Raw genomic sequence first — 22435 nt, 5'->3', positions numbered from 1 at the left:
TACCAGACTATGACGGCCGGGTGGGCGCTTGCGCCCGCCCGGTTCGCAAACGACACCTTCCGGCGCTGTGGCTTAGCGGTTCGCCGGCAGGAAAGAGCCAATACTCATGGCCGGGCGCAATCCGGCGGCACAGCCGATACCCACATGTGCCCCTTGCGCCGCGGCGTCCAGAAAGACTTGTTTTGACACAATTTACCGACCTCGGCCTCGCCGAGCAGCTGCTCAAGGCGCTCGCGGCCGAAGGTTACACCACGCCCACGCCGATTCAGGCGCAGGCTATCCCCCCGATTCTCCAGGGTCGCGACCTCCTCGGCGCCGCGCAGACCGGAACCGGCAAGACGGCGGCCTTCGCGCTGCCGCTGCTGCACCGTCTGCTCAACCAGCCGCGCCGGATGCAGCCGCGCTCGGTGCGCGCGCTGATTCTCTCGCCGACCCGCGAACTCGCGGCGCAGATCGAGACCTCGATCCGCGCCTACGCCAACTTCACCACGGTGAAGTCGACCGTCGTCTTCGGCGGCGTGCCCGTCGGCAAGCAGATCCGCGCGCTCGGCCAACATGTCGACATCCTCGTCGCGACGCCCGGCCGCCTGCTCGACCTCGTCGATCAGCGCGCCGTCTCGCTGCGTGAAATCGAATATCTCGTCCTCGACGAGGCCGACCAGATGCTTGATCTGGGCTTCATCCACGCGCTGCGCCGGATCGCCACCCTGATCCCGGCCAAGCGCCAGACGCTGCTGTTCTCGGCGACCATGCCCAAGCCGATCCGCGACATCGCGGGCGCCTACCTCACCGATCCGGTCGAGGTTTCGGTCGCGCCCGTCGCGACCACGGCCGAGAAGATCGACCAGCGCGTCATCTTCACCGATGCTGGCCACAAGCCGACGCTGCTGGCGAAGACGCTCAGCGTTCCCGAAATGGAGCGCGCCATCGTCTTCACCCGCACCAAGCACGGCGCCGACAAGGTCGTCCGCCAGCTCGAGGTCGCCGGCATCAAGTCGGCCGCGATCCACGGCAACAAGAGCCAGGGCCAGCGCGAGCGGGCTCTCGGCTCTTTCCGTGACGGTGAATTGCGCATCCTAGTCGCGACCGACATCGCCGCGCGCGGCATCGACGTCGACGGCATCAGCCATGTCGTGAATTTCGACCTGCCGAACGTGGCCGAGACCTATGTCCACCGCATCGGCCGCACCGCGCGCGCCGGCGCGTCCGGCGTCGCGATCGCGTTCTGCACGCCCGAAGAGCGCGGCGATCTTGCCGCGATCGAAAAGCTGACCCGCGTCGCCATCACCCCGATCGGCGAGGTTCCCTATTGGGACGGCCGTACGCCGAAGAAGCCGGCCCAGAACCAGGGTCGCGGTGGACGCAGCGGACAGAATGGCGGCGGCGGACGCGACCATGGCCGGCCCTCGGGCCAGCGCCAGGGCGCCAAGCCTTCCCATGCGGGCAACTCTGCCCATGCTGCCAAGCCTGCCCATGCGGGTCAGCGTCAGGAGCCGCGCAGCGATGCAGCTCGCACCGATGCACCGCGCAACGACCGGCCGCAGCAGCGCAGCGAACAGCCTGCGCAGCGAAAAGACGGTGGTTCCGCCAAGGAAGGGCTTGGCGGCGTCGCGTTCTTGCAGCAAAGAACAGATCAACGACGCACCAACGGCGCCCGGCGGCGCGCGAACTGACGCAGCGACGCCAGAGCAGGGTGGGGCGGCCTGACGGGCCGCCCATGACCCCCGCGCCTACGGGCACACGAAGGACGACAGTATGGCTAAAGAAGAACTGCTCGAATTCGACGGAACGGTGGTCGAAGTGCTGCCCGACGGCAATTATCGGGTGAAGCTCGACAACGAACACGTGATCCTGGCTTATGCGGCCGGCAAGATGAAGAAGAACCGCATCCGCACCATCGCGGGCGACCGCGTCGTGGTCGAGATGTCGCCTTACGATCTTGATCGCGGCCGCATCAACTTCCGCCAGAAGACGGCCGGCCCCGGTCCGGGCGCTCCGCCGCGCAATCAGAACTTCCGTCGGCGCTGACCGGGCACGATGCGCTTCACGCGGGTCGAGTTCGTTTTCATAGCTCTCGGCGCGGCGCTCGGCGCCATCGTCGCATTCGCTGCCAAGGCGGGCTGGGTCGGGGCGTCCTCGGCTCTCCCGCCTTTCGTCTTGGTGCTGCTGGGCCTAGGTGTCGTCGAACTCGGCGTCGGCCTGGCGACCAAGAGCTCGCCGGGAAGCCTGATCGCCATGCCCGCGCGCATGCTGGCCTTCGTGGTCGGCGTCGGCGTGCTGGCCCTGCTCAATGGCGGGCTGGGCTGAGAGGGCGCCGTCTTCCGGCTCTCACTCTTTGATCTGAGCCGAAGCACCCGAAACCCAGGCCACTGAAGCTAACCGGAAGGCGCTGCAACCGCGGCGCCTTTTTTGCGTTCAGGGAAGCTGCCTTGGCTCGGAACCACCGCGTCATCCTGGACAAGCGGCGAAGCCGCGCAGGGATCCATCATAGGGCATCGACGGCGCCCTATGATGGATCCCGGCGCTCCGCTTCGCTACGGCCGGGATGACGGCGCGGTTCCGAGCATCAATCGCCTTGCTCCAGCTCCAGCAGATCACCACGCAGCAGCGCAATGCCCCGCCCAGGCATCACCGCACAAAAAAAGACCCCGGCCTGGGCCGGGGCTTTGAAGTGGTCTTTTCCGTGATGAAGAAGTCTACCTAGAACCTAAAAAACTCAGTAGCCGGCGCGCTCCCAGCGCTGTGAGCCGGGGCTCACGAGGACGCTGCGCTGCCGGGTCTCGTATTGCGCGGGCCGCGTCTCATGGACGACCTGCGTCGGCCGCACCATCACCTTGCGCTGGCGCTGGGTGTAGACGGCGGGGATGGTCTCGTAATCGACGGTGGCAGGCGCGACCTCGACGGTGCGCTGCTGGTAGCCGTACTGCGCGGGAACCTCGACCCAGCAGCCCGTGGTGTTGCCATAGGCGTCGCGGGTCACTTCCCAGCGCCTGCTGGCGGGCGAGATCATCACCTTCTCGGAGACGCTCGAATACTGTGCCGGGCGATGATGCGGGATCTGGCGGGGCGGTTCGATCATCACCGTCTCGGTGACGTAGTCATACTGCGCCGGGATGACGTGCGACTGCGTCTGCTCCGGGCGGATGAGATAGCTCTCGCTCACCGTGTCGTAGACCGGCGGCGTCTGCACGAGGTTGTAGCAGGCCGAGCCGCGGCAGGAGGGCGCCGGGCGGCAGGAGTGGCCGGCGCAATCGCCCGCTTGGGCGGCTTGCGCGCCAAATACTTGCGCGCCGAGCAGCAGAACCGCGCTGAATGCCGAAGTAACGAAAGCCTGACGCATCTGTCCGAACCCACCAGCCCTGCGGCATCACCGTGCCGCTTGTGGGATCAGAAAGCCTGCTGAGCGTGATGAACGCAAGGTAAACGCTAAAACAAGGTAAAATTAACCAAGTCGGGCAGGCCGGCCGCGTTCATGGGTGTTGAAATGGCGTGAAGCGGATCGCTCGAATGCGAGGGATTGCGGGCTTGCTTGTGGATAGCGCGGGCTCTCGGATCGCGCCGATCTGTGAGCGGAAGTGCGTCATGGTCGGGCTTGGCCGATGAGCGGCTCTTCTCTCGCGAGCAAGGTGACGCGAAACGCCGGATCAAGGGCGCGGGGAACCCTCTCCTGTAAGGAGAGGGCAGGGTGAGGTGTCGGCCGTTCGACCAGCTGGGCTCGGCAATGCAGCGGGCGGGTCTCGGCTATCGCGTCCAGGGGCCTACACCTCACCCCTGCCCCTCTCCTTACAGGAGAGGGGTTCCCCGCGCTTGTCCCCTCCGTCTCAGCCCGCTGGAAAGCTTGCGATGAGTGGAGTTTTTCAATTAGGCGCTCGCGGCGAACCGGATCGTCGCGAGGCAAGCCCGAGAATGAAGCCCTTCGGTCGATTCAGGACGAGCAACCCTCAAGTCTGCCCAGGCCGCAGCTGGTAAAAAACGTGCTGGCCGATCGTGTCCATCTTCTTCAGCTTCTTCGCCCAGTACGGCCGCACATAGTTGGCGTGATAATGCGTGGAGCCGCCGACATCTGGCAGATAGGTCGTGCCTTCATAGACCTCGCGGGCGATGCGGACGGCGTCGTGCCAGGGCGCGGGCTCGGTGATGCGCAGCGATTTGCCTTCGCAGGCGAAGGTGAACTGGCAGGCGAGATAGCGGCTGGCGTTCTGGTAGACCACGCCGCAGACATTGTCGGGATAAAGCCCGCTCTTGACCCGGTTGAGCACGACCTGCGCCACCGCGGCGCGGCCCTCATTCGATTCCGAGCGCGCCTCGAAATAGACCGCCTCCGCCAGGCAGCGCTGCTGGCGCGCCATCTCGTTCGGAGCGATCAGCCCGGCATAGCTGATCTGCGGGCCGGGATCGCCCTTGCCGATGGTGCTGGTCGCGGCCGGCGCCTTGGCGACGAGGTTGGGCCGGGTCAGCGCCGCAGGCGGCGCGGGTGTGACCGGCGTGGCGAGCGTCGCGACATTGTAATGCACTGATGGCGTCGAGGAACTGCTGGCGGCGCGCCCGGGCACGGAGGGTGTCGAGCCGTCGATGCTTTCCAGATGCAATTCGGCCTGGCGCGGCGAGGTGATCAGGCGGTGCTGCGAGCTCGGTGAGGCATCCGCCATCGCCGGGTCGGTCAGCCCTTCCTCGTTCGCCGACGGCTCGAACCCGATCTGCGGCCCGTCGACGGCTTCCGCCGCGCGCTGGGCGTCGAGCGAGAAGCCGCCCGAGATCAGGCGGGGCTGGGTGTCGCCGAAGACGACGCGTTCGAGCTCGCCCGCCGGCAGCGCCGAGAGGCCTGGCCGCAGGCCGGGCAGCGGGTCGCCCTTGGCGGTGCGGTCGACCTCCGGGAAGCCCGAGACCGAATGTTTCATGTCGTCGCGCGGCTGGCGCGGATCGATCGCGACGAGCCGCTCGGGATCGTCGAAGGAGAGATGCGCCTGTCGGATGGCCGAGGACAGGGCAAGGCCGGGCAGCCGGAAGGCGCTGCCCGCGACAAGCATCGAGGGGCCTTCCTCGAGCGCCGAATCGAAAGCGGGCGCGGCGCGCTGGATCGATGAGTAGGGCAGGGAGTCGGGGCCGTAATTCTGGCCGGCCGAGGCGGTGAAGGAAACCAGAACGCCAGCCGAAAGCGCCCATGGCGCCACCGTGGCCAGGGCCCATTTCACCCCGAGCGAACCGATCCGCCTCGTACGCCTGCGCAAACGCACCTGACCTGCTACTCCACATGACCGGGAAGACAGCGCGCATTCGCGCCATGCCGTTATCACCCCGGTAGGGTTGAGCAGCGGTTAATGAGAGCCGCAATGTTCGGATTTTGCCGGTTCGCTCATGCAAGGCTGTGATGCGCAACGCCACGAAAAGGCATTGTTGCGCCGCCGGGATCGAGGTTAGCGTGCAGCCACACGATCACTAGAGCCATGCTCTGAACCTTTAGACGCGCCTGTTCGCAGGGGCCGCCGGAGACCGACCATGAGTGCAGCCCCCGCGCGCAGCTATGCTCCGGAGGTCATCGTCGCCGCCGGCTGCCTGATCGCCCTGATCACCTTCGGCCCGCGTGCCAGCGCCGGCCTGTTCCAGATTCCGATGACGCTGGAATTCGGCTGGGGCCGCGACACCTTCAGCATCGCAATCGCGATCCAGAACCTGCTCTGGGGCCTGGGTGCACCCTTCGCCGGAGCCGTGGCCGACCGTTTCGGCACCGTGCGCGTGCTCTGCTTCGGCGCCGTGCTCTACGCGCTCGGCCTCGTCGTGATGGCCTATGCCGCCACGCCGCTGACCCTGCATCTGGGCGCCGGCGTGCTGATCGGCTTTGGCCTCTCGGCCTGTTCCTTCAACCTCGTGCTCGCCGCCTTCGGCAAGCTCCTGCCGGAAGCCTGGCGGCCGATGGCCTTTGGCGCCGGCACGGCGGCGGGCTCTTTCGGCCAGTTCCTGTTCCCGCCGATCGGCAACATCCTGATCGAGCAGATCGGCTGGCATCAGGCGCTCGTCGTCTTCGCCGGCTCGGTTTTGCTGGTGATGCCCTTCGCCTTCATGCTGGCGACGCGCAAGGACGGCGTTACCCAGCCCAGCGCGACTGCGAATCTGCCGGGACAGTCGATCAAGCAGGCGCTGACGGAGGCCTTCAAGCACCGCTCCTATGTCTTGCTCGTGCTCGGCTTCTTCACCTGCGGCTTCCAGCTCGCCTTCATCACCGCCCATATGCCGGCCTATCTCAAGGATGTCGGCATGGCGGCCTGGGTCGGCGGCTGGACGCTGGCCGTGATCGGGCTCGCCAACGCGGTCGGCTCGCTCTGCTCGGGCTGGCTCTCGACGCGCATGCCCAAGCGCCATCTGCTGGCCTGGATCTATCTCGGCCGTTCGGTCGCGATCGCCGCCTTCATCCTGCTGCCGCCGAGCCCCGCGACTGCGCTGGCCTTTGGCGCGGTCATCGGCCTGTTCTGGCTCTCCACCATCCCGCCGACCTCCTCGCTGGTCATGCTGATGTTCGGCACGAAATACATGGCGATGCTCTATGGCTTCGCCTTCTTCTCGCATCAGGTCGGCGGCTTCCTCGGCGTGCTGCTCGGCGGCGTGCTCTACGAGGCGACCGGCTCCTACCAGATCGTTTGGTGGCTCTCGATCGCGCTCGGCATCGCCTCGGCGCTGATCAACCTGCCGATCATCGAAAAGGCCGTCGAGCGGCCGCTGGCGCAGCCGGCGTGAGGTCGGCCCTGGCTAAAGGCGTACCGCTGACCGCTTGCGGCCAGCGGTCATTACCGTCATTGCGAGCGAAGCGAAGCAATCCAGGAGCGGCCGCGCTCTACGCCCCCTGGATTGCTTCGCTTCGCTCGCAATGACGTCACCGGAGACGCCGCATGACCACGTTCAAGGCCCTTGTCGCGACCAAGGGCGAGACCGGGCCCAACCTCGCCTTCACCGATTTCGCCGAGAGCGATCTGATGGAGGGCGATGTCACCGTCCGCGTCACCCATTCCACGGTGAACTACAAGGACGGCCTCGCCATCACCGGCAAGGCCCCGGTGGTGCGGCGCTGGCCGATGATCCCCGGCATCGACTTTGCCGGCCGTGTCGAGACCTCCGACCATCCCAATTTCAAGCCGGGCGACCTCGTCATCCTGAATGGCTGGGGCACGGGCGAGACGCATCTGGGCGCCTATGCCCAGAAGAGCCGGGTCAAGGGCGATTGGCTGGTGCCGCTCCCGCCCGGCATGAACCCGGGTGAGGCGATGGCGATCGGCACTGCCGGCTACACCGCGATGCTCTGCGTGCTGGCGCTGGAGAAGCATGGCCTGAAACCGGCAGACGGTCCGGTCGTGGTGACGGGCGCTGCCGGTGGCGTCGGCTCGGTCGCGACCGCGCTGCTTGCCAAGGCCGGCTGGCATGTCATCGCCTCGACCGGCAGGCCCGAGGAGGCGGATTATCTGAAGAGCCTGGGCGCGGCCGAGATCATCGACCGCAACGAACTCTCCGCGCCCGGCCGCCCGCTCGGCAAGGAGCGCTGGATTGCCGGTGTCGACGCTGTCGGTTCGCAAACCCTCGCCAATCTGCTGTCGATGACCAGATATGGCGGCGCCATCGCCGCTTGCGGGTTGGCGCAGGGCATGGACCTGCCGACATCCGTCATGCCCTTCATCCTGCGCGGCGTCGCTTTGCTCGGTGTCGATTCGGTGATGTGCCCGAAACCGCGCCGGCTCGAGGCTTGGGCAAGGCTGGCAACCGACCTCGACCGCGACGCGCTGGCGAAGATCACCACGACGATCCCGCTGGAGAGCGTGATCGAAACGGGTAAGGCGATCATCGAGGGCAAGGTGCGCGGGCGGGTCGTGGTCGAGGTGGGGTGAAAGCCTAGGCATTAACCGTCATTGCGAGCGCAGCGAAGCAATCCAGGGGGACGTCGAGCTCTGTCGCTCCTGGATTGCTTCGTCGCTTTGCTCCTCGCAATGACGGTGTGGTTCAGGTCAAAACCACCCTCCGGAGCGTTGCCCGCGCGAGAAACCGGCACCCGCATTTTCGTAGCAAGGCTCTGGATCAGCCCAGGGCGGCAGCGGCGCGCCGCGCGATCTGTTCGCGCTCGCTCTGGAACTTCGCCGCGTCCTGCGTCACGGCGGCGACCAGATCGCCCGACGCGCTCGCCGGCGAGCCGCCGGGGAAGGGTGGCTGCGGGTCGTATTCCATCTGGAGCTGGACCTTGCGGGCGCGCTCCTCGCCGAAGATATCGGCCATCAGGCTGAGCGCGAAATCGATGCCCGAGGTCACGCCCGCACCGGTGACGCGGTTGCGGTCGCGAACGACGCGCTCCGCCACCGGCTCGACGCCGAACAAGCCGAGCTGCGGCAGCGAGAGCCAATGGCAGGTGGCGCGGTAGCCCCTGAGCAGGCCGGCCGCGCCCAGGACCAGCGAGCCGGTGCAGACCGAGGTGACATAGCGCGCCGAGGCGGCCTGCCGGCGCAGGAAGGCGAGCGTCTCCTCATCCTCCATCAGCGCGGCCTGGCCGGGGCCGCCGGGCACGAACAGGATGTCGGCCTGCGGGCAGGCCGCGAAGGTCGTGCTCGGCAGGATCGCCAGGCCGCCGCCGTCCTTGACCGGGTCGGCCGTCTTCCAGACCAGATGCAGTTCGAGCTCGCGGAAACGGGTGAAGACCTCGAAGGGGCCGGTCAGATCGAGCTGGGTCAGGCGGGGATAGAGCAGCATCACGACATGCATGGGGGCGTCTCCGGAAGGGGATGAGAAGGCCCAGGCGCGCGGCAGCGAGGCTCGCGCTCCCCGGTGGTGGCCCACCTTGCAGCGCAAGAGCCGGATGATTCCAGATGAGATCACTGTGTGATCCCATCTGGAATCTGAATCCGTCTCTCATCTAAGAGTTAGAGCAGGATGCGAAAAACCGGTTTCCACTTTTTCGCATCCTGCTCTTGCGCGAGCGACGCCAAGTTAAAACGGCCAGTGATCGGGCGCAAACGAAACCGCGCTCCTCAGCCCATCCCCTCGATCAGCCCGCGTTTCTTGGCCAGTTCATTGCCGCAGAAATCCATGAAGGCGCGCACCCTTGGCGCGTGCCGGATGTCGGGATGGGTCAGGATCCACAGGCCGGTGGAGAATTCCGGGTCGGGCGGCATCAAGCGGACCAGGCCCGGCCGCTGGTCGGCGATGAAGCAGGGCAGGGGGCCGATGCCGAGGCCCTGCTCGACCGCCTCGGTCATGCCCAGCACGGCCGAGCTCCTCAGCGCGATCCGCTCGGGCGCGACCCGCTCGCGGACATAACGGGCAGCCTTCACATAGCCGAGCTGGTCGCCGAGCGCGACCCAGTCGCGCTGGAAGAGCGCTTTCGGATCGGCCTCCTCTGCCGGCGTCAGCCCGTCTTCGGCGCGGCCGTAGATCGCCCAGTTCAGGGTCGCGAGCCGGCGCCCGACCAGGGTCTCGCCCGGCGAGTCATTGGCGCGGATCGCGACATCGGCATCGCGCTTCGACAGGTTCAGCGTCTGGTTGCCGACGACGATGTCGAGGCGGATCAGCGGATGCGCCAGGCGGAAGGCGGCGAAGATCGGCAGCAGGACGTTGAGATAGAGCGTGTCGGTCGTGGTCACGCGCACCTCGCCGGAGGGCGCGACATCGCGCCCGGCCAGGCGCAGGCCGAAGGCGGTGACGTCCTCGTCCATGCGGTTGGCCAACGCCGCCATCTCGGTGCCGGCGACGGTCGCGACATAGCCGGTCTTGCGGCGCTCGAACAAAGGCAGGCCGAGCTGCTCCTCGATCTGGCCGAGGCGGCGAAAAACCGTGGAGTGGTTGACGCCGAGCGCGTTCGCCGCGCCCGTCAGCCCGTCATGGTCGGCGATCGCCTTGATCAGGCGGAAATCGTCCCAGGCGAGATTGGAATTCATTGGCGGCCTGTCCCATTGGAGCCGGGAACTCAAGCTGATATCTTGCAGAATTGCAAGATGGCGCTTGCCGACTTCAGCGCGGCGCGGCGGCTCGCCGCAAGCGGTCGTTGATTGCCTCGCCCAGCCCATGCATCGGGATCGCCGCGACGGCGATGGTCGCCGGCGCGGCCATGTCGAGCTGGCGCAGATAGCCGAAGAGGTTCGCTGCAGCCTCCAGGAGATCGCCAGTCGGGCTGAGATTGAGCTGGAGCGTCGCAGGCGACAGCGTGGTCGGCTCAGGCCCGAAGCCGAGCCAGGCCTCGCCGTCGCGCGGCCCTTCCGCGTCGAGCCTGACGCCGGCTGCCGGGGCGTAATGCGAGGCCAGCAGACCCGGCGAGATCGGCGCGACCCCGGATTCGCCGGCAAGCACGAGCGAGCGTCCGATCACGCCCTCGATCGCGGCGCTCGGCACGCCGCCGGGACGCAGCAGGCGCGGCGCGCCATCGAGGCAGGCGACGATCGTCGATTCGACGCCGACTTTGGTCGGGCCGGCATCGAGCACCGCATCGATGCGCCCGTCGAGATCGGCCAGCACGTGCGCTGCGCTGGTGGCGCTGACCCGGCCGGAGCGGTTGGCGGAGGGGGCGGCGATCGGCCGCCCCGCTGCTTGCAGGATCGCCCGCGCTACGGGGTGGGACGGCACGCGCAGCGCCACCGTCGCAAGCCCCGCCCGCGCCAGCTCGCTGACACTGCAGCCGCTTGAGACCGGCACCACCAGCGTCAGGGGCCCCGGCCAGAAGGCGCGCGCCAGCGCCAACGCGTTGGCGTCGAACAGGCCCTGCCGCTGGGCGGCAGCGAGGTCGGGCAGATGCGCGATCAGCGGGTTGAAGCTCGGCCGCTCCTTGGCCGCGTAGATGCCGGCGACCGCCGTGCCTGAGGTTGCGTCCGCCGCCAGCCCGTAGACCGTCTCCGTCGGCAGCGCGACGAGCTTGCCCGCGCGCAGCAATGCGGCGGCGGAGGCGATGCCGGCCTTGCTGTCGTCCAGCCGCTGCGTGACGCGTTGATCGGGCACGATTGACCTCTGATGGTTTAGATATAAACTATATTCGCAACAGGCTACGGATGTGGACGCGTGACGAAGCTCGCGCGTGGCGTCGGGGATAGTTCCTCGCTAACATCGCGGCAACGTCAAAAGCAGACCCTCATCCGCCGATCAGGCAGGATATGCGGGCTTCCAGGGAGAATTTCATGAGCTACCGCGCCCCGGTCGAGGACATCATCGCCACCTTGCGCCATGTCGCCGGCCTCGACGGGCTGATCGCGGAGGGGCTCGCGCCGGAGCTCGACGGCGGCCTCACCGATGCCGTGCTGGAGGAGGCGGCGAAATTCGCCGGAGACGTGATCGCCCCGCTCAACCGGATCGGCGACACCCATGGCTCGACCCTGAAGGACGGCGTCGTCACCACGCCGCCGGGCTGGAAGGAAGCCTACAAGGCCTGGGCCGAGGCCGGCTGGAACGCACTTCCGGGCCCGGAGATCTATGGCGGCCAGGCCCTGCCAACGCTGCTGCAATCGGCCTGCACCGAGATGTGGAACTCGGCCTCACTCGCTTTCGCGCTCGGGCCGCTGCTGACGATCGGCGCGATCGAGGCCGTTCACGCCCATGGCTCGGAGCATCTCAAGAAGACCTATCTGGCCAAGCTCGTCTCAGGCGAGTGGATGGGCACGATGAACCTGACCGAGCCGCAGGCGGGCTCCGATCTGAATGCGCTGCGCTCCAAGGCCGAGCGCGCCGGCGACGGCACCTACCGCATCACCGGCCAGAAGATCTTCATCACCTATGGCGAGCACGGGATGACGGAGAACATCATCCATCTCGTCCTCGCGCGCCTGCCCGACGCCCCTCCCGGCACGCGCGGCATCTCGCTTTTCCTGGTGCCGAAATACCTCGTCAATGCCGACGGAACGCTCGGCGCCCATAACGACCTGCGCTGCTCCGGCATCGAGCACAAGCTCGGCATCCACGCCTCGCCGACCTGCTCCATGGCCTATGGCGACAATGGCGGCGCGATCGGCTGGCTGATCGGCGAGGAGAATCGCGGCCTCGCCTGCATGTTCACGATGATGAACAACGCCCGCCTCAACGTCGCGCTGCAGGGCGTCGCCATTGCCGAGCGCGCCTATCAGCAGGCGCTCGCCTTCGCCGGGGAGCGCCGCCAGGGCACGGCGCTCGACGCGCCCAAAGGCTCGGCCATGAGCCCTATCATCGTGCATCCCGATGTGCGCCGCATGCTCATGGACATGCGCGCCAAGACGCAAGCCGCCCGCGCCATCTCATACATGGTCGCCGCCGCGCTCGACCGCAGCCATCGCGAGACCGACGAGGCCAGGCGCAAGGCCGCCAGCGAGCGCGCCGCGATCCTCACCCCCGTCGCCAAGGCCTATGCCACCGATATCGGCATCGATGTCGCTTCGACCGGCGTGCAGATCCATGGCGGCATGGGCTTCATCGAGGAGACCGGCGCAGCCCAGCATCTGCGCGACGCCCGCATCTGCACGATCTATGAGGGCACCAACGGCATCCAGGCGATCGACCTCGTGCTGCGCAAGCTGCCACTTTCCGGCGGCGAGGCGGTCAAGGCGCTGATCAGCGAGATGCGCGGCGTGGTCGGCAAGGTCGAGGGCGCCAACACGCCGGGCTTCGGCCATACCGCAGCCCGCCTGAAGGCCGCCATCGATTCCCTGGAGCGCGCCACCGACTGGATGCTGGCGACGATGGGCGCCAAGCCGAGCGAGGCGCTCGCCGGCGCGACGCCCTATCTCAAGCTCTTCGCCTTGGCGCAGGGCGGCACCGGCCTCGCCAGGAAGGCGCTCGCCATGCGCGCCGAGGACAATGGCGCGGCGGCGCTCGCCACGGCCCGTTTCTTCGCCGAGCATGTCGTCACCGAGGCCCCGGCGCTGGAACTCGCGGTGACGGAAGGCGCCGGCGCGGTCGCGGACGCCGACGCGGTCTTCGCGGCGTGAGCGAAGCCCCGCGCGCGCTCGCAGGCCGCATCTGCCTCGTCGCGGGCGCCTCGCGCGGGCTTGGGCGCGGCATTGCCAAAGCGCTGGGCGAAGCCGGCGCGACCGTCATCGTCACCGGGCGTTCGAGCGAGGCGGGTCCCCGCACCGACCAGCGTCAGGAGACCTTCGAGGATACGGCGCGCGAGGTCGAGGCCGCCGGCGGCAAGGGTCATCCCTATCGCTGCGACCACACGCAGGAGCGCGAGGTCGATATGCTGGTCTCCTGGGCCTTGCGCCGCTTCGGCCGGCTCGATTGCGTCGTCGATGCCGTCTGGGGCGGCAATGAGGGCTATGATGGCGAGCGCTATCCCGATGGCTCGCAATTCGGCGCGCCGTTCTGGCGCAGGCCGGCGGCAAGGCTCGGCCAGAATTTCGAGAGCGGCGTCTATGCGCAGTTGCTGCTGGCGCGGGCGGTCGCGCCCGCCATGGTGCAGATGCGCAATGGCCTGATCGTTACGGTCAGCTTCGATACGGCCGGCGGCTATCTCGGCGATGTCTTCTACGATCTCGCCAAGACGGCCATGAACCGCCTGACCCTGGCGATGGCTGAGGAGCTCAAGCCTTTCGGCGTCACGGCGCTTGGGCTGTCTCCCGGCCATGTCCTGACCGAGCGCGTCACCGATGCCGGCATGGCGGAGGAGACGACCGAGAGCCCGCTTTATGCCGGCCGCGCGGTCGCGGCGCTTGCCGCGGATCCCGATGTCGCCCGCCATGCCGGCCAGGTGCTGCATGTCGCCGATCTCGCTCGCGCCTATGGCTTCACCGATAGGGACGGCACGCAGCCGGGCCGCTTCACCATTCCAGCCTGAGGGAGGTCAGTCATGTCGCTCAAGAACAAGACGCTGTTCATCACCGGCGGCTCGCGCGGCATCGGGCTCGCCATAGCGCTCAAGGCCGCGCGCGACGGCGCCAATGTCACCATTGCCGCCAAGACGGCCGAGCCGCATCCCAAGCTCGCGGGCACGATCTATACCGCCGCCGCCGAGATCGAGGCGGCCGGCGGGCAATGCCTGCCGCTGATGGTCGATGTCCGCGACGAGGCGAGCGTGGCCGGGGCCATCGCCAAGACGGCAGAGCGCTTCGGCGGCATCGACATCGTCGTGAACAATGCCAGCGCGATCTCGCTGACCAACACTCAGATGACCGACATGAAGCGCTTCGATCTGATGCAGCAGATCAACACGCGCGGCACCTTCATGGTTTCGAAATACGCGATTCCCCATCTGGAGAAGGCGGAAAACCCGCATATCCTGATGCTCTCGCCGCCGCTCGACCTGGCGATGCGCTGGTTCGCGCCGCATCTGGCCTATTCGATCGCCAAATACGGCATGAGCCTGTGCGTGCTCGGCCTCGCCGGCGAGCTCGCGCCGAAGGGCATCGCCGTCAACGCGCTCTGGCCGCGCACGACGATCGCGACCGCGGCGGTGCAGAACCTGCTCGGCGGCGACAAGATGGTGCAGGCGAGCCGCACGCCGGAGATCCTCGCCGACGCCGCCCATCTGATCTTCGGCAAGCCGGCGCGCGAATTCTCCGGCCAGTTCCTGATCGACGACAGCTTCCTGGCAGCTGAGGGCGTCACCGACTTCACGCCCTATCGCGTCGATCCCTCCGTGCCCTTGATGCCGGACTTCTTCGTGCCGGCCGCGAGCCGGCCGCCCGAGGGCGTTAAGGGCGGGATGTGAGGCGGGATCTGAGGGGACGCGCGCGGGCTGTCATCGGTTTGACATAACGGAGCGCTTGGGGTTCTTGCGGCGCAGCGAAGGGCTTGCTCGCCGCAGCTGAAAGTCGCCTGCCATGCTCCTGATCCACAATATCTGCGCCGACCACGGCGACCGCCTGGTTCACCGTACATTGACGGCGGACGAGCCGATCCCGAAGGGCGCGGTCTGGATCGATCTGCTCAAGCCGACCTCGCTCGAGGACAAGAAGATCGAGGCTCATCTCGGCATCTCGATCCCGACGCGCGAGGAGATGCACGACCTCGAGCCCTCCGAGATCATCTATACCGAAAACGGCGCGCATTACATGACGGCGCGGGTCATCTGCCAGTCGGAGACCGAGGTCCCCAAGCTCGCCGACGTCACCTTCATCCTGACCGAGGCGGCGCTGGTCACGGTGCGCTATGATGAGCCCGGTGCCTTCGGCATCTTCCTCAACCGCGCGACCAAGCCGGATGGCTGCGGCATGGAGCCCGCTGCCGTGCTGGAAGGGCTGATCGAAGCGATCGTCGATCGCGCCGCCGAGGTCCTGCGCGGCGTCGGCGACAGGATCGACGCCCGCTCGCGGCAGATCTTCGACGGCAAGAGCTCGGACGTCGAGCAGGGCGGCGCCTATCAGGCCGTGATCCAGAAGATCGGGCAATACGAGCACCTCATCTCCAATGTGCGCGAGAGCATGGTCTCGGTGGAGCGCGTGCTTTTGTTTCTCTCTGCCAATTTCAAGCGTTCCAAGAAATCGGCCAGCGCGATCACGCCGGAATGGCGCTCAGTGATCCGCGACGTCCAGGCGATCGAGGAACACGCGACCTTCATCTCCAGCAAGCTGCAATTCATGCTCGATGCGACGCTCGGCCTCGTCGGGCTGGAGCAGAACAAAATCATCAAGCTGTTCTCGGTCGTCGCGGTGGTGCTGATGCCGCCGACCCTGATCGCCTCGATCTACGGCATGAACTTCAAGGCGATGCCGGAGCTCGAATGGGCTCATGGCTACCCGATGGCGCTGGCGATGATGGTCGTCTTCGCCATCCTGCCCTACCTGTTCTTCCGCTGGAAGAAGTGGCTGTAGTCGCATTGCTGATACGCGAACGTGGTGGTTCCGAGCCGTTTATGCTCGGAACCACCCGCGTCATCCCGGGCCTCCGCGTAGCCAACACAGCCGTCTCGGCAGCATCCTTTCGAAGATTCGTGTTGACGCCGGCCAGGCGTGAGCTTGTGTCCACGCGTTTGCATGGCAAGCGTTGCCGCAGCTTCGCGCGCTGTGGCGGAAGCCAAGAACGATTCGGACGAGTCCATGAGAATGCTTCTGGCCGCGGCTGCTCTGTTGAGCCTGCTCGCGACGAACGCCTTTGCCCGCAATTTCGCGGTCCCGGACAAGGATCCGGCCGTGACGATCACGGTGCCCGATAGCTGGGAGACCGAGGCGATCTCCTATGGCTATTCCGCCCAGTCTCCGGACAAGGACGTCTTCTTCTCCGTCGAGTTCGCCAGCGCCCGTGATGTGGGCAAGATGATCGACAACAACGCGGCCTGGATGAAGGAAAACAACATCAAGGATGTGCCGGCCAAGAAGGTGGAAACGCCCTTCAACGGCATGCCGGCGACGATCTTCCAGTTCGAGACGAGCGACGACAACGGCCCGACCACCGTCGAGCTCATCCTGCTGCCGGCCGGCAAGAACCGCGTGATCATGCTGACGCTCTGGGGCTCGGACGCGGAACGCACCAAGCATGGCGCGGCGATCGATACGATCATGAGCAGCGTCAAGGCGATCCAGTAATCAGGCGCTGGCGGGCAGGTTGCGGGGCCGGAGAGCGCGCCGCATTCTGTCGTCATCCTGGGCGGCCGCAGGCCGTCCCGGGATCCATCGGAGGGTGCCCCATCACGAGATGGTCGGGCTTGACTCACGACTGTCCGGTTCGCCGCGAGCGCCCGATCGAAAAGCTCCGTTCATCGCAGGCTTTCCAGCGGGCGGGGAGGAATGAGACAGGCGCGGGGAACCCCTCTCCCGTGTGGGAGAGGGGCAGGGGTGAGGGCAGGCCAGACAACCAGAGCGCGCAAGCGGCTGCGCATCGTCTCCTGCGCTTTCAGGATGAAGCCGGCGCTGCGGCACAGTAGCGCCCCTAGCAATCAGCGGCAGGCCCTCATCCCTGCCCTTCTCCCATCCGGGAGAAGGGTTCCCCGCGCCCTTCATCCGGCACTTCGCTTCATCTCGCCCACGAGGGAAGAGCCGTGCGTGATCCGCTCAGGGCCAAAACCCCAACCGGACAGCCTCGGGGCAAGCCCGACCATGACGCGCCTGGAGTCCCGGCGCTCCGCTTCGCTTCGGCCAGGATAACGGAGCAGTTCCAAGGAGCGCCGCTGGGCGCTATCCCAGCACGCGCGCCATCACGGCCTTCAGACCCGCATCGCCCCGCTCCAGCCAGGCCGGCGTCGGCAGGCCCTTCGAGCGCAGGAAATCGGGGTTGAACAGCTTCGACTGATAGCGCGTGCCGTAATCGCAGAGGATGGTCACGATGGTGTGTCCAGGTCCCATCTGCTTAGCCAGCCGGATCGCGCCGGCGACATTGATGCCCGACGAGCCGCCCAGGCACAGGCCCTCATGTTCGAGCAGGTCGAAGACGACAGGCACCGCTTCGCTGTCGGGGATCTGGAAGGAGACGTCGATCGGCGCGCCCTCCAGGTTTTTGGTGATCCGGCCCTGGCCGATGCCCTCGGTGATCGAGGATCCCTCAGATTTGAGCGTGCCGGTGGTGTAGAAGGAATGCAGCGCCGCCCCGAATGGGTCGGCGAGGCCGATCGTGACCTTCGGGTTGAAGCCCTTCAGCGCGATGCCGACGCCCGCCAGCGTGCCGCCCGAGCCGACGGCGCAGATGAAGCCGTCGACCTTGCCCTCAGTCTGCGCCCAGATCTCCGGGCCGGTCGTCTCGATATGGCCCTGGCGGTTGGCGGTATTGTCGAACTGGTTCGCCCAGATCGCGCCATTGGGCTCGGTCCTCGCCAGCTCTTCGGCGAGGCGGCCCGAGACCTTCACATAGTTGTTGGGGTTGACGTAGCCGACGGCCGGCACCTCGACCAGCGTCGCGCCGGCCAGCCGCAGCATGTCCTTCTTTTCCTGGCTCTGCGTTTCCGGGATCACGATCACCGAGCGGTAGCCGAGCGCATTGCCGACAAGCGCGATGCCGATGCCGGTATTGCCGGCGGTGCCCTCGACGATGACGCCGCCCGGCCGCAATGTGCCGCGCCGTTCCGCGTCGCGGATGATGGCGAGCGCCGCGCGATCCTTGACCGACTGGCCGGGGTTCATGAATTCGGCCTTGCCGAGGATGGTGCAGCCGGTCTCGGCCGAGGCGCGCTTCAGTTTGATCAGCGGCGTATTGCCGATGGCCTCGATGACGCCGTCGCGGATGCTCATGTCGCGATTTCCCTGTTTGCCTCCGACCTGATAGGCGAAAGCGATGCTCAGGTCACCACGGGCCGGCTCGCTCGGACAAGGTTGGAAGAATGCTCGCCGGAAGGAAGCCGCAGGAGAAGGAAAGCGCTGCAGGAGGGCTGGCGATGAATGAAACTCTTCTCATCGACCATCTCGGCCAGAAGGGCGATGGCGTGGCCAAGACGGCCAATGGGCCGGTTTTCGTGCCCTATGCGCTGCCGGGCGAGACCGTGCGCGTGGTTCGCGACGGCGATCGCGGCCAGCTCGTCGAGATCATTGCGCCGGCTGCATCCCGCATCGCCGCGATCTGCCCGCTCTTCACCCGCTGCGGCGGCTGCGCTGCCCAGCATATGGATGAGGGCCTCTACAAGGCCTGGAAGCGCCAGCAGGTCGTCACCACGCTGCAGCGTGCCGGCGTGACAGTGCCGGTCGCCGAGCTGGTCGATGCCCATGGCGCAGGCCGCCGCCGCGTCACCTTCCATGCCAGGCGCGAGGGACCCGGCATGATGGTCGGCTTCATGGCGGCGCGCAGCCATGATCTCGTCGCGGTCGAGGCCTGCCCGGTCCTGGCGCCCGGCCTGGCGTGGGCTCCGGCTGTCGCGCAATTGCTGGCGAACCGGCTCGGCGGCTCCAACAAGCCGCTCGATTTGCAGATCACCGCCTCGGATGCCGGGCTCGATGTCGATATTCGCGGCCATGGCCCGGCCGGCGACAAGCTCCGGCTTTCACTGACGGAGGCGGCTGAGCGGCTCGATCTGGCCAGGCTGTCGATGCATGGCGAGATCATCGTCGAACGCCGTTCCCCGCTCCAGAAAATGGGCAAGGCGATGGTGGCGCCGGCTCCCGGCGGCTTCCTGCAGGCGACCACTTTGGGTGAGGAGACGATTGCGGCGCTGGTCGTCGCCGCTCTGCCCAAGGCCAAGCGCGTCGCCGATCTCTTTGCCGGTTGCGGCCCTTTCAGCTTCCGCCTCGCAGGGAAGGCGCAGGTCCATGCCGTCGAGAGCGAGAAGGCGGCGATCCTGGCCCTGACGCGCGCGGCCGGTGCGACGCAAGGCCTCAAGCAGATCACTTCGGAAACCCGCGATCTGTTCCGGCGCCCCTTGCTGGAGCATGAGCTGAACGCCTTCGACGCGGTGGTGCTCGATCCGCCGCGCGCCGGTGCGGAGGCGCAGGCGAGGCGGCTCGCGGCCTCGAAGGTTGCCAGCGTCGTCTATGTCTCCTGCGATGTCGGCAGCTTTGCCCGCGACGCCGCGATCCTGATCGCGGGGGGATATGCGCTGGAGGGCGTCACGCCCATCGACCAGTTCCGCTATTCAGCCCATATCGAACTCGTCGGCCTGTTCAGGCGCGCCGGCAAGCGTTGAAGCCTGGAGACCTCATGAGCAGCGAAATCCTGGATCAGATGTCGGCGATCGTCGGCGCGAAGAACGTCATCACCGACGCTGACGCAATGGTGCCTTATCTCAAGGAATGGCGCGATCTGTTCCGTGGCAAGGCGCAGGCCATCGTCCGGCCCGCCTCGACCGAAGAGGTCGTGGCGCTGGTCAAGCTTGCGGCCGCTACGGGCACGACGCTCGTGCCCCAGGGCGGCAATACCGGCCTCGTCGGCGGGCAGATCCCGGTGGCGGAGGGCCGCGAGATCATCCTCTCGCTGCAGCGCATGGATAAGATCCGCGCCGTCGACCCCGACAGCGACACCATGACCGTCGAGGCCGGGCTGACGCTGCAGAAGGCGCAAGAAGCGGCCGAGGCGGCGGGCCGGCTCTTCCCGCTCTCGCTGGCGTCCGAAGGCAGCTGCACCATCGGCGGCAATCTCTCGACCAATGCTGGCGGCACGGCGGTGCTGGCCTATGGCAATGCCCGCGAGCTCTGCATGGGGCTCGAGGTCGTGCTCGCCGATGGCCGGGTCTGGAACGGCCTGCGCCAGCTCCGCAAGGACAACACCGGCTACGACCTGAAGAACCTCTTCATCGGGGCGGAAGGCACGCTCGGCATCATCACGGCTGCCGTCTTGAAGCTCTTCCCGCTGCCCGCCGCACGCGCCACGGCCTTCCTCGCCGTGCCCTCGCCCGATGAGGCGCTGGCGCTGCTCAACGCTGCCAAGGCCGGGGCCGGTGGCACGCTGACGACCTTCGAGATCCTCTCGCGCACCGGGCTCGAATTCGTGCTGCGCCATGCCTCCGGCGCGCGCGACCCGCTCTCCGAGCCCTCGCCCTGGTATGTGCTGATGGAGGTCTGCGCCCAGTCGGCCAGCGGGCTCGACGAGGCGGTCGAGGCCTTCCTCGGCGATGCGCTGGAAAAGGGGCTGGTCACCGACGCCGCGCTCGCCGGCTCGCTCAACCAGCGCAATGATTTCTGGAAGCTGCGCGAGATGCTCTCCGAGGTGCAGACCTACGAGGGCGGCTCGATCAAGCACGACGTCTCGGTGCCGCTGCATGCGGTGCCGGCCTTCATCGCCCGCGCCTCCGAGGCCGTTGTGGCGATGGTCCCCGGCTGCCGCCCGGTGCCCTTCGGCCATATGGGCGACGGCAATATCCACTTCAACGTCAGCCAGCCGGTGGGCGCCGACAAGGCCGCTTTCCTCTCCGGCTGGAGCGAGATGAACCAGGCCGTCCACGCCATCGTCAGCGAGATGCATGGCTCGATTTCGGCCGAACACGGCATCGGCCGCCTCAAGCGCGACCTGCTGCCGGGCGTCAAGGACCCGGTCGAACTCGCCTTGATGAAGACGCTGAAGGCGACGCTGGATCCGCAGGGGATCCTGAACCCGGGGGCTGTGGTTTAAGGGCGCCGGCGAACCCTTTCCGTCATGCTCGGGCTTGACCCGAGCATCTCGGGCCGGAAGCCCTTTCTTACCGAGACAAGCGCGGGGAACCCTCTCCTGTAAGGAGAGGGCAGGGTGAGGTGTCGGCCGTTTGACGCTTGGCCGCGACCTGACTGCCGCTCCATCGTCATTGCGAGCGCAGCGAAGCAATCCAGAGGACGTAGGGCGAGTCCTCGCTGGATTGCTTCGCTGCGCTCGCAATGACGGCAAGGTCGTCACCCAACTGGTCCAGGGGCCTACACCCCACCCCTGCCCCTCTCCTTACAGGAGAGGGGTTCCCCGAGCCCTTCTCGGCACGATTGTGGCATGCCTTTCCTGGCCCTCGACCACCCCGCTATTGCAAATCGGCAAAAGCGTCCTGCAGACGTTCGACGGCTTCAGCGACGACGGCGCGCGGGGTTGCGAGGTTGAAGCGCAGGTAATTATCGCCGCCCAGTCCAAAGCTCGCGCCGTGATTGGCGGCGATCCGGGCCTGCTTCTCGACGCGGGCGATAAATTCGGCCGGGGCCATGCCGGTCCCGCTGAAATCGACCCAGCCGAGATAGGTCGCTTCCAGCGCCATCGAGCTCAGGCCGGGAACGGCGCTGACGCCCTCGTCGAAGAGGCGCCGGTTGCCGTCGAGATAGGCCACCAGCGCGTCGACCCAGGCAGCGCCCTCGGGGCTGTAGGCGGCCGTCGCCATAGCCATGCCGAAGGAGTTGGGCGAGATGCCGAGCGCGTTCATCCGCGCCTGGAAGGGGCCGCGCAGCGCCTCATCGGGGATGATGACGTTGCCGATATGGCTGCCGGCGATGTTGAAGGTCTTGGTCGTCGCCGTCATCATCACCAGCCGGTCGAGGATGTCGGGCGCAGCGAGCGGCATCGCCGTATGGCGCTGCCCGGGCATGACCAGATCGTGGTGGATCTCGTCGGAGACGAGGATGAGGTCGTGGCGCTTGCAGAAATCGGCGATGGCGCGCAATTCGTCCGCTGTCCAGACGCGCCCGCCCGGATTATGCGGCGAGCACAGGATCAGCATGCGCTCGCTGCCGGTCATGCGCGCATCCCAGCCGGGGATGTCGAGGACATAGCGCCCATCCGCGAGCGCGAGCGGGCATTCGACCACGCGCCGGCCGGCAGCAGTGATGATGCGGGCGAAGGCGTGGTAGACCGGCGTCATCAGCACGATGCCGTCGCCGGGCTTGGTAAAGGCCTCGACGCAGAGCGCGGTGCCGTTGACAAGGCCATGGGTGGTGAAGATCGCCTGCGGCTCGACCTCCCAGCCATGGCGGTTTTTCATCCACCAGCGGATGGCGTCGCGATAGCTCCGGTCATCGCCGAAATAGCCGTAGACGCCGTGGCCGGCCATCGCCTCGACCGCCGCCTGCACGCAGGCCGGTGGCTGGAAATCCATATCGGCCACCCACATGGCGATACCGTCGGCGGCTGGGACGCCGAAATTTGCCTCCATCATGTCCCATTTCGCCGAATGCGTGCCGCGGCGGTCGATCAGCAAGTCGAAATTCGGCGTGGTCATGAT

Annotated in this window: 19 protein-coding genes; 12 read left to right on the top strand and 7 right to left on the bottom strand. The window is 67.0% G+C overall.

The window, feature by feature from the left end; translation table 11 throughout:
• The first annotated feature begins 182 nt into the window (after positions 1-182).
• The 3 genes from BMZ97_RS11735 (at position 183) to BMZ97_RS11725 (ending at position 2307) form a co-directional block, all read left to right on the top strand.
• Entirely contained in the window at positions 183-1673 is a 1491-nt protein-coding gene (locus BMZ97_RS11735) for a DEAD/DEAH box helicase (protein ID WP_092169248.1), read from the top strand.
• Between the two features lie 82 nt (positions 1674-1755).
• Positions 1756-2028: a translation initiation factor IF-1 gene (gene infA / locus BMZ97_RS11730; RefSeq protein WP_069690262.1), complete on the top strand. Its 273-nt coding sequence runs from the start codon at positions 1756-1758 to the stop codon at positions 2026-2028.
• Between the two features lie 9 nt (positions 2029-2037).
• A complete protein-coding gene (locus tag BMZ97_RS11725; protein WP_092169245.1) occupies positions 2038-2307 on the top strand; it encodes a hypothetical protein in 270 nt (89 codons plus the stop codon).
• A 409-nt stretch (positions 2308-2716) separates the two neighbouring features.
• On the opposite strand, the gene BMZ97_RS11720 is transcribed toward BMZ97_RS11725, so the two are convergent.
• Positions 2717-3340, bottom strand: coding sequence for a hypothetical protein (locus BMZ97_RS11720; RefSeq protein ID WP_092169242.1), 624 nt, complete (start codon positions 3338-3340; stop codon positions 2717-2719).
• Positions 3341-3941: 601 nt separating this feature from the next.
• Complete coding sequence (locus tag BMZ97_RS11715) at positions 3942-5234, bottom strand: cell wall hydrolase (RefSeq protein ID WP_244546366.1); 1293 nt, start codon at positions 5232-5234, stop codon at positions 3942-3944.
• 262 nt (positions 5235-5496) lie between these two features.
• On the opposite strand from BMZ97_RS11715, the gene BMZ97_RS11710 reads away from it, so the two are divergent.
• Both BMZ97_RS11710 and BMZ97_RS11705 read left to right on the top strand, forming a co-directional pair.
• Positions 5497-6729, top strand: a complete 1233-nt coding sequence (locus BMZ97_RS11710; protein WP_092169239.1) for an MFS transporter — start codon at positions 5497-5499, stop codon at positions 6727-6729.
• Positions 6730-6881: 152 nt separating this feature from the next.
• Positions 6882-7868, top strand: a complete 987-nt coding sequence (locus BMZ97_RS11705; protein ID WP_092169236.1) for an acrylyl-CoA reductase (NADPH) — start codon at positions 6882-6884, stop codon at positions 7866-7868.
• Positions 7869-8055: 187 nt separating this feature from the next.
• Here the strand turns inward: BMZ97_RS11705 and BMZ97_RS11700 are convergent, their stop codons facing one another.
• From BMZ97_RS11700 to BMZ97_RS11690, 3 genes are all read right to left on the bottom strand, one after another.
• Positions 8056-8730: a DJ-1/PfpI family protein gene (locus BMZ97_RS11700; protein ID WP_092169233.1), complete on the bottom strand. Its 675-nt coding sequence runs from the start codon at positions 8728-8730 to the stop codon at positions 8056-8058.
• 266 nt (positions 8731-8996) lie between these two features.
• Positions 8997-9902 carry a LysR family transcriptional regulator gene (locus tag BMZ97_RS11695; RefSeq protein ID WP_092169230.1) on the bottom strand — a complete coding sequence of 302 codons (906 nt, stop codon included), beginning with the start codon at positions 9900-9902 and terminating at the stop codon, positions 8997-8999.
• Positions 9903-9975: 73 nt separating this feature from the next.
• Positions 9976-10953 (bottom strand): L-threonylcarbamoyladenylate synthase, encoded by a 978-nt coding sequence (locus BMZ97_RS11690; protein WP_244546365.1) that lies wholly within the window; start codon positions 10951-10953, stop codon positions 9976-9978.
• A gap of 176 nt (positions 10954-11129) precedes the next feature.
• Here BMZ97_RS11690 and BMZ97_RS11685 point away from each other — a divergent pair, with 176 nt between their 5' ends.
• The 5 genes from BMZ97_RS11685 to BMZ97_RS11665 all read left to right on the top strand — a co-directional run bounded on the left by BMZ97_RS11685 (position 11130) and on the right by BMZ97_RS11665 (position 16439).
• The gene (locus tag BMZ97_RS11685) at positions 11130-12905 is read left to right on the top strand and encodes an acyl-CoA dehydrogenase (RefSeq protein WP_092169224.1); all 1776 of its coding nucleotides are present in this window, start codon (positions 11130-11132) and stop codon (positions 12903-12905) included.
• Positions 12902-13753, top strand: coding sequence for an SDR family NAD(P)-dependent oxidoreductase (locus BMZ97_RS11680; RefSeq protein ID WP_092169221.1), 852 nt, complete (start codon positions 12902-12904; stop codon positions 13751-13753). The genes BMZ97_RS11685 and BMZ97_RS11680 overlap by 4 nt, the downstream gene beginning before the upstream one ends.
• Positions 13754-13765: 12 nt before the next feature.
• A complete protein-coding gene (locus tag BMZ97_RS11675; RefSeq protein WP_092169218.1) occupies positions 13766-14626 on the top strand; it encodes an SDR family oxidoreductase in 861 nt (286 codons plus the stop codon).
• Positions 14627-14738: 112 nt separating this feature from the next.
• The gene (locus BMZ97_RS11670; protein WP_092169215.1) at positions 14739-15728 is read left to right on the top strand and encodes a magnesium transporter CorA family protein; all 990 of its coding nucleotides are present in this window, start codon (positions 14739-14741) and stop codon (positions 15726-15728) included.
• Positions 15729-15953: 225 nt separating this feature from the next.
• The gene (locus BMZ97_RS11665; RefSeq protein ID WP_139221201.1) at positions 15954-16439 is read left to right on the top strand and encodes a hypothetical protein; all 486 of its coding nucleotides are present in this window, start codon (positions 15954-15956) and stop codon (positions 16437-16439) included.
• A 588-nt stretch (positions 16440-17027) separates the two neighbouring features.
• On the opposite strand, the gene BMZ97_RS11660 is transcribed toward BMZ97_RS11665, so the two are convergent.
• Positions 17028-18074, bottom strand: a complete 1047-nt coding sequence (locus tag BMZ97_RS11660) for a cysteine synthase A (RefSeq protein WP_092169209.1) — start codon at positions 18072-18074, stop codon at positions 17028-17030.
• Positions 18075-18217: 143 nt separating this feature from the next.
• Here BMZ97_RS11660 and BMZ97_RS11655 point away from each other — a divergent pair, with 143 nt between their 5' ends.
• Positions 18218-19456, top strand: coding sequence for a class I SAM-dependent RNA methyltransferase (locus BMZ97_RS11655; protein WP_092169206.1), 1239 nt, complete (start codon positions 18218-18220; stop codon positions 19454-19456).
• Between the two features lie 14 nt (positions 19457-19470).
• On the top strand, positions 19471-20877 hold the full coding sequence (locus BMZ97_RS11650; protein ID WP_092169203.1) for an FAD-binding oxidoreductase: 1407 nt from the start codon (positions 19471-19473) through the stop codon (positions 20875-20877).
• 373 nt (positions 20878-21250) lie between these two features.
• Here BMZ97_RS11650 and BMZ97_RS11645 read toward each other — a convergent pair whose 3' ends face one another.
• A complete protein-coding gene (locus BMZ97_RS11645) occupies positions 21251-22432 on the bottom strand; it encodes a MalY/PatB family protein (RefSeq protein ID WP_092169200.1) in 1182 nt (393 codons plus the stop codon).
• Between the last annotated feature and the right edge of the window lie 3 nt (positions 22433-22435).

Source organism: Allobosea sp. OK403 (assembly GCF_900113835.1).
Classification (GTDB): Bacteria; Pseudomonadota; Alphaproteobacteria; order Rhizobiales; family Beijerinckiaceae; genus Allobosea.
The sequence above is the reverse complement of the archived record's forward strand: the minus strand, read 5'-3'. Positions and strand labels throughout refer to the sequence as shown.

Bases quoted from the DNA above. Each gene is read 5' to 3' on its own strand.
- infA (WP_069690262.1), top strand. From the start codon at position 1,756: ATGGCTAAAGAAGAACTGCTCGAATTCGACGGAACGGTGGTCGAAGTG.
- BMZ97_RS11725 (WP_092169245.1), top strand. From the start codon at position 2,038: ATGCGCTTCACGCGGGTCGAGTTCGTTTTCATAGCTCTCGGCGCGGCG.
- BMZ97_RS11720 (WP_092169242.1), bottom strand. From the start codon at position 3,340: ATGCGTCAGGCTTTCGTTACTTCGGCATTCAGCGCGGTTCTGCTGCTC.
- BMZ97_RS11710 (WP_092169239.1), top strand. From the start codon at position 5,497: ATGAGTGCAGCCCCCGCGCGCAGCTATGCTCCGGAGGTCATCGTCGCC.
- BMZ97_RS11705 (WP_092169236.1), top strand. From the start codon at position 6,882: ATGACCACGTTCAAGGCCCTTGTCGCGACCAAGGGCGAGACCGGGCCC.
- BMZ97_RS11700 (WP_092169233.1), bottom strand. From the start codon at position 8,730: ATGCATGTCGTGATGCTGCTCTATCCCCGCCTGACCCAGCTCGATCTG.
- BMZ97_RS11695 (WP_092169230.1), bottom strand. From the start codon at position 9,902: ATGAATTCCAATCTCGCCTGGGACGATTTCCGCCTGATCAAGGCGATC.
- BMZ97_RS11685 (WP_092169224.1), top strand. From the start codon at position 11,130: ATGAGCTACCGCGCCCCGGTCGAGGACATCATCGCCACCTTGCGCCAT.
- BMZ97_RS11675 (WP_092169218.1), top strand. From the start codon at position 13,766: ATGTCGCTCAAGAACAAGACGCTGTTCATCACCGGCGGCTCGCGCGGC.
- BMZ97_RS11670 (WP_092169215.1), top strand. From the start codon at position 14,739: ATGCTCCTGATCCACAATATCTGCGCCGACCACGGCGACCGCCTGGTT.
- BMZ97_RS11665 (WP_139221201.1), top strand. From the start codon at position 15,954: ATGAGAATGCTTCTGGCCGCGGCTGCTCTGTTGAGCCTGCTCGCGACG.
- BMZ97_RS11660 (WP_092169209.1), bottom strand. From the start codon at position 18,074: ATGAGCATCCGCGACGGCGTCATCGAGGCCATCGGCAATACGCCGCTG.
- BMZ97_RS11655 (WP_092169206.1), top strand. From the start codon at position 18,218: ATGAATGAAACTCTTCTCATCGACCATCTCGGCCAGAAGGGCGATGGC.
- BMZ97_RS11650 (WP_092169203.1), top strand. From the start codon at position 19,471: ATGAGCAGCGAAATCCTGGATCAGATGTCGGCGATCGTCGGCGCGAAG.
- BMZ97_RS11645 (WP_092169200.1), bottom strand. From the start codon at position 22,432: ATGACCACGCCGAATTTCGACTTGCTGATCGACCGCCGCGGCACGCAT.